Source organism: Acidimicrobiales bacterium, from assembly GCA_035316325.1.
GTDB lineage: Bacteria > Actinomycetota > Acidimicrobiia > Acidimicrobiales > VFJN01 > DASXTK01.
Genome location: DATHJB010000149.1, coordinates 1 through 6,209, shown reverse-complemented (window position 1 = coordinate 6,209; position 6,209 = coordinate 1). Strand labels below are relative to the sequence as shown.

The window sequence follows — 6,209 nt, the reverse complement described above, 5'->3', positions numbered from 1 at the left end:
TGGAGGTCTGCGCCCCGCAGTAGCGGCCGCTCGTAGTGTGCCGGGGTGCAGATCGGTCTGATCTCGCTCCTGGTCGACGACTACGACCCGGCGGTCGAGTTCTTCGTGGGCACGCTGGGGTTCGACCTCGTGGAGGACTCGTCGTGCGGCCGCCGCGCTCGGAGCCGTACGGGCGTGTGGCGGTGTTCCTCGACGTGGCCGGCAACCGCTGGGATCTTGTGAGCCGACCCTGACGAGGGCCTAACCGTCGCCTCACAAACGGCGGGGACTCTGGAGGCCATGACGACTTCCCGCGGGTGGCTGGTGGTGGCGGCGGTGTCGGGCCTGGTGGCGGCGGCGTGCAGCCGAGACTCCGAGGAGACGACGCCGGAGCCCACGACCACGACCACCACCACGACGACGACCACCACGACCGCCGTGGATCTCGACGCGGCGGCGGAGCCGGTGGGGACCGTCACCCACGGGACGTTGACGTTCGAGGGGCGGGAGCGGACCTACCGGCTCTACGTCCCCGCCGACCTGCCCGACGGGCCGGTGCCGTTGTTCGTCGGCCTCCACGGCGGCACCGGGTGGGGCGACCAGTTCGCCACCACGAACCACGTCGAGGGGCTGGCGGAGAGCAACGGGTTCGTCGTGGTCCACCCGGACGGCGTGAAGGTCGCCAACGGACGGGGCGGCGTGTGGAACGGCGGGACGTGCTGCGCCGTCGCCGCCCGGGAGGACGTCGACGACGTGGGCTTCCTCGCCGCGCTGATCGACACGGTCGAGGCGGAGCAGCCGATCGACCCCCACCGGGTCTTCGCCTTCGGGCACTCCAACGGCGGGATCATGAGCTACCGCCTCGCCTGCGAGCTGGCCGACCGGGTGGTCGGCATCGGCGTGGTGGCCGGCACGCTCGCCCTCGAGCCGTGCGAGCCGTCGCAGCCCGTCTCGGTGATCCACGTGCACGGCACCGCCGACCAGAACCTGCCCATCGACGGGGGCGTCGGTCCGGAGTCGGTCGCCGGGGTCGCCTTCCCGCCGCCGCTCGACGGCTTCGACCACCTGGCCGACGCCGACGGCTGCCCCGCACCCGAGGAGACGACCGACGGCGACGTCACCACAGCCCGGCGCGAGCCGTGCGACGACGGGTCGGCCGCCACCTTCGTCACCATCGCCGGCGCTCCCCACGCCTGGCCGGGCGGCACGTCCCGCCTGACACCCCGGTCCAGCGCGGGCGACGCCGGCTACGACGCAACGGCGGAGCTGGTCCGCTTCCTCCTCGCCCATCCCCGCCCCTGACACAGGGTGTGCGTTGCCCTACGATGCGAGCAGGACGCGGCGAGCGGAGGCGAACCATGGCGGAAGGCGTTGTCACTTCGACACCCGAGGCGATCCAGTCGATCGACTCCATGAAGCGGACCATCAGCGGGGGCCTGGTCGAGGCCATCAACACGCTGATCTCCCACGGCGACTCACTCAACACCGCCAACTTCGACGGCGCCGCCGCCCACCGCTTCTACGAGGAGTGGCCCGCCACCAAGCAGGCCCTCAACACCGCCATCGAACGGCTCGGCATGATGAGCGACGACATCATGACCGTCAACACCAACATCCAGTCCGCCGGCGGCAACGCCTAACCACGGCAGCGCCCGTCGCTGCGGCGTAGGGCGACCGAAATGGTTGCCCCCTGCCGCATCGAGCCCGGACCGGCCTGATCGTGCGGTGCCCGGAGACCGTCCCGTCCCGAGTCATCTGTGGTCGCAAACCCACAGTCGAGTCGTTCGTCGTCGGAGACCGATCACAGGCGACTCGAGAACAACAAACGACCACAAACGACTCGCCAACCTCCGGGGAACTAGGCATCTAGGGGCGCCGGGCGTCAGTCTGGCCGGGTGCGGGAGAGGTGCTTGGCCCGGTAGAGGGCGGTGTCGGCGGCCTTCGTGACGGCGCTCGGGGCGGCGGTGGCGAAACCGACGCTGGCGGTCACCGACAGGACCAGGCCGTTGCGGAGCTTGATCGGGGCCTCGATGGCCTCGACGATCCGCTGCTGGGCGCCCGCCAGCCCGACTCCGGGGGTGCCGGCGGCGAACACGACGGCGAACTCGTCGCCGCCGAAGCGCACCACCAGGTCGCCCTCGCGGACCGCCCCTGACAGCCGCTTGGCCACCACCTTCAGGACGGCGTCGCCCGTCTCGTGGCCGTGGCGGTCGTTGACGGGCTTGAAGTCGTCGAGGTCGATGATCGCCATGGCGACGGTGTCGCCGGCCGCGTCGAGGCGGCGGTGGAGGGCGGCCCGGTTGCCGACGCCGGTCAGCGGGTCGGTCACGGCCGCCCGGTCGAGGGCGTGGTGGCGGCGCTGCTCGCCGATCACCATGCTGGCCAGGCGCTCGGCCTGCCGCAGGGCGTCGTCGTCGACGATGTTGCGCTCCCCGCTCGTGCGCACCCACACCACCAGGCACCCGACGACCGCGGCCGTCGCCCCGTCGAACAGCGGCGACACCCAGGCCGTGCGGAAGCCCTCGGCCCGGGCCTTGTCGGCGAGGACGTCGGGGAAGCCGGCGAAGTCGCCGGGGGCGCGCACCTCGCCGTCGGCCAGCGTGGCGGTCCACCAGCGGTCGTCGGCGACGAGGTGCTCGGCGACGCTGCCCTCCCTCGCCCCGATCACCGGGCTGCCGTCGACGAGCCCCACCACCGCGGCGGTGCCCACGACGTCGGGGACGAGGCCGGCGCAGGCGCCCAGCACCGTCGCCATCGGGGCGTCGGTGACGAGCAGGTCGATGACGTGGCCGACGCCGTCCAGCTCGCCGGTCACCTGGCGGGAGATCACGAGCATGCCGCGCACGTCGGGGTCGTCGAGCAGGTTGTGGACCTGTGCCTCCATGACCACCCAGCGGTCGTCGTCGAAGCGCTGGAACCGGTAGCGCAGCGGTGCGCTCACCGGTCGGGTGGGCCCGGGGAGCGGCGACTGGCTGGCGGTGCGGAGCTGGTCGAGGGCGTGGAGGATGCGGCCGACGTCGTCCGGGTGGATCCGGTCGAGCGAGCTGGTGCCCTCGCGGTCGTCGGGGTCGGAGCCGGTGACCCAGCTGGCGGACCGGCTCAGCCAGCGGATCTGGAGGTCCTCGTCGATGAGGATCACGATCGACGACGGCGACCGGTCGAGCGCCCGCACGAGCCGCTCCGCTATCGCCGGAGCGACCTCCTCCTCGTCGGTCTCCACCACCACCCCCGTCTCCCAGCCACGGACGTCCCCGACGATCATCGCGCGCCTCCCCGCAGGTTCTCCATCACGAACCCGTCCGCCGGTCGACCTGCACCACCGACACCCACTCCTCCACCCGCAACCTCCACCGCAGCATGCCGCGATGACCGAAGCGCCCGTACTCCACCGGCGTCACGTCCGCCACGACGTCGAAGCGGAGACCCGGGTGGAGACGCCAATTGTCCGGCTGCGGCACCCCGGCGACGTCCCTCACGCCGTCGGCGATGCCCTCGCGGGGCTCCAGGAGGCAAAGAACCCGAGCATCCCCGAGCCAGCGATAGCGGCGACGGCGGCGCAGCTCGAATCGTGCCACCTCCCAGTGCGCCACGTAGACGCCGTGCACCCGAACCGTCTCTCCCAAGACGAGGACGGGGTACTCATCATCGTCGTTGCGCTCGTCCGACGTCACGGCAGGTTCTCCTCAGTCTCCTAAGACTTCGTACGCCGCGTACGCGCCGGCGCCCGTCGCTCCGGCGACGCCCGCGGCCTCGATCGCCACGCCGCGAGGGCTCAACCCGTATCTCTCCTCGAACGGGTAGCGAAGGGCGTGCGGCAGGTCGCGGGTAGCGATCCCCTCTGCCAACGCCTCCTCTGTGTAGTTCACCAGCTGGGAGTTCTCGTAGAGCCAGTGATGAACGGCGGCCCGGGGCCCGGCCAGCATGGTGCCCTCGGTGGGGCTCAGCGCGGCGTGAACCTGCTCGTGGCGGAGCGTCGCCGGGAACCGCGTCGGGTGGATGTCGTGGCGGATCGTGATCTGGCCGTAGTCGTCGGTGTAACCGAGGATGTCGGGATCGGCGATGCGCCCGTACTCCCACGTCTTGGGGTTGATGCCGGGGCGGGGGGCGCGGATCCCATCGATGCCGCCGCCGGCGACGCCGGTGAGGGTGTCGAGCGCGAGGGCCTGGGGGTCGAAGGGGTTCTGGTCGGTGAGTTGGCGGGCGGCCATACCGCCGCTGACGTCGACCGTGGTGCTCACGCCGACCTGGAGGGCGGTGCGGCTCAGGGTCGACCACGTGGCCGCACTGGTGCTGGTCAGGCCGCTGGCCCACGAGCCGGCACCGGCCGACAGGCCACCGATGACCATGTCGACCCCCACCTGCCGCCAGTCGACCTGGCCGGTGACCAGGCGCTGGGAGCCCATGCTGAGGCCGCCCGCCAGCAGCGCGCCCCCGAGCACGATCCCGGCCCCGGTGAACAGCAGCGCTCCCCCGGCGACGATCATGGCGCCGGCCGCCAGGTACTCCCAGTTGTCGGCCACCCAGCCGGTGACCGGGTCGAGCAGGCCGCTGCTGGCCGCCGCCTCCCGGTAGGCGGCCAGGTCGGCCTCGGTCATGGGCCGCAGGCCGAACGGGTCGACGGCGCCGACCGGGTCGTTGCCGGCGTAGTGGTACGGGTGAGCGGCGTAGGGCCGGCCAGGCAGGCCGGGCAGCGGGTCGGGCGACAGGAACGCCCGGGTGGCGGGGTCGTAGGCCCGGTTGCGGAGCCACACCAGGCCGTCGATCTCCAGCTCGCCCCGATACCCGAGGCCGAGCGACGACCCGCCCGCCGGCCCCCACGGATCGCTGGTCGGGCCGACGACCGAGCCCTGCCAGTCGTGGGTGAGCCAGTCGGCCTGCCCGTCGCGGCCGCCGACGGTGGCCCACGCCTCGTCGGCGCCGACGATCGTGGTGCCGTCGAGCCAGCGGAGCTCAGGGACCGGCGAGGTGGGGTCCCAGAGGAGGGGCATGCCGTCGACCTCGGCCAGGTCGCCCAGGGCGTCGACGTGGAGAGACGTGTCGCCGGTCCTCGAGAGGTGGCCGAGCCAGTCCCACTCCTGGCCGTCCACCCGGCGGCCCGCGGCGTCGTAGCGGCAGGTCTGCAGCTGGTGGGCGGCGTCGTAGGCGTAGGTCGTCTCGCCGGCGGGACCGGACTCGGCGACGAGGCGGCCGGCGGGGTCGTAGGTGAACCTCCAGTCGCCGGCAGCGACGAGCTGGCCCGCGGCGTCGTAGGCGTAGGTGGTCGTGGCCCCGCCGGCGACCGTCGCCGCCACGACCCGCCCGGCCGCATCCCGTGCGAGCGACGTGACCCGACCGGCCGACTCGTGGCCGACGAACACCCCGTCCCGGTACCGCCACCGCTCGGACCCCCGGCGCACCAGCCGCCCCGCCGCGTCGTGCTCCAGCTCCAACTCCACCGGGCCGAGCGCCGGGTGGGCCGCTGCGACGACCTGGCCCGCGGCGTCGTGCGTGAACGTCGTCTCGGAGCCGTCCGGGTAGCCGACGGCGACACGCCGGCCGTCGAGGTCGTAGCGCCAGCTGAGGCCGAGGCCGTTGCGGCGCCGGGCGACGAGGCGGCCGGTCGCCGACCACTCCAGCTCGTGCCGGAACCCCGGCTCCTCCACCACCACCGGCCGCCCCAGGAGGTCCCGCGAGAACCGCACCCGCTCGGCGTCACCCACCCCGATCGCCCGCGTCCGGCCCGACCCGTCGTACCACCAGCGCACGTCCCCGCAGCCGCCGGGCAGCGTCCGCCGCAGCAGCCGCCCGGCCGGGTCGTGCTCCCAGCGGGTCCGGCGGCCGAGCTGGTCACGGCGCTCCACCAACCGCCCGACGGCGTCGTAGCGGTGCTCCACCCGACCCCCGAGGGGATCGACGACCGTGCGCAGGAAGCCCCGGGCGTCGTGCTCGTAGCGGGTCACACCGCCGAGCGGATCGGTCGCCGACGCCAGCCGACCAGCGGCGTCCCACGTGAAGCGGGTGACGCCGCCCGTCGGGTCGGTCACGGCCACCGGCCGGCCCACCAGGTCGCGCTCGTACCGGGTGGTGCCGCCCGCCGACGACACCCGGGCGACGAGCCGGCCGCCCCCGCCATAGCGGAAGCGCACCGTGTCCCCCGTCGGCGCGACGACCCGGGTGACGCGCCCGTCGCCGTCGTGGCGCTGCACCCAGCGCCGCCCCGACGGATCGACCACGGCGACCCGGCGGCCGGC

General features: G+C 73.5%; 6 protein-coding genes. 3 read left to right on the top strand and 3 right to left on the bottom strand.

The genetic code is table 11. The features are described from left to right. The first annotated feature begins 45 nt into the window (after nucleotides 1–45). Genes VK611_19740 through VK611_19730 form a run of 3 tightly spaced genes read left to right on the top strand, consistent with a single transcriptional unit; the run spans nucleotide 46 to nucleotide 1,619 of the window. The gene (locus VK611_19740) at nucleotides 46–222 is read left to right on the top strand and encodes a VOC family protein (protein HMG43572.1); all 177 of its coding nucleotides are present in this window, start codon (nucleotides 46–48) and stop codon (nucleotides 220–222) included. Between the two features lie 57 nt (nucleotides 223–279). Then, a complete protein-coding gene (locus VK611_19735; protein ID HMG43571.1) occupies nucleotides 280–1,281 on the top strand; it encodes a PHB depolymerase family esterase in 1,002 nt (333 codons plus the stop codon). A gap of 56 nt (nucleotides 1,282–1,337) precedes the next feature. Continuing rightward, entirely contained in the window at nucleotides 1,338–1,619 is a 282-nt protein-coding gene (locus VK611_19730) for a WXG100 family type VII secretion target (GenBank protein HMG43570.1), read from the top strand. Nucleotides 1,620–1,861: 242 nt separating this feature from the next. On the opposite strand, the gene VK611_19725 is transcribed toward VK611_19730, so the two are convergent. From VK611_19725 to VK611_19715, 3 genes are all read right to left on the bottom strand, one after another. Continuing rightward, nucleotides 1,862–3,241, bottom strand: coding sequence for a sensor domain-containing diguanylate cyclase (locus VK611_19725; protein HMG43569.1), 1,380 nt, complete (start codon nucleotides 3,239–3,241; stop codon nucleotides 1,862–1,864). Between the two features lie 25 nt (nucleotides 3,242–3,266). After that, entirely contained in the window at nucleotides 3,267–3,650 is a 384-nt protein-coding gene (locus VK611_19720; protein ID HMG43568.1) for a hypothetical protein, read from the bottom strand. 12 nt (nucleotides 3,651–3,662) lie between these two features. Further along, a partial coding sequence (locus tag VK611_19715; GenBank protein HMG43567.1) for an RHS repeat-associated core domain-containing protein occupies nucleotides 3,663–6,209 on the bottom strand: 2,547 nt, incomplete at its 5' end.

Excerpts from the sequence above, each read along its gene's own strand:
- VK611_19735 (HMG43571.1), top strand. The coding sequence starts at position 280 with ATGACGACTTCCCGCGGGTGGCTGGTGGTGGCGGCGGTGTCGGGCCTG.
- VK611_19730 (HMG43570.1), top strand. The coding sequence starts at position 1,338 with ATGGCGGAAGGCGTTGTCACTTCGACACCCGAGGCGATCCAGTCGATC.
- VK611_19725 (HMG43569.1), bottom strand. The coding sequence starts at position 3,241 with ATGATCGTCGGGGACGTCCGTGGCTGGGAGACGGGGGTGGTGGTGGAG.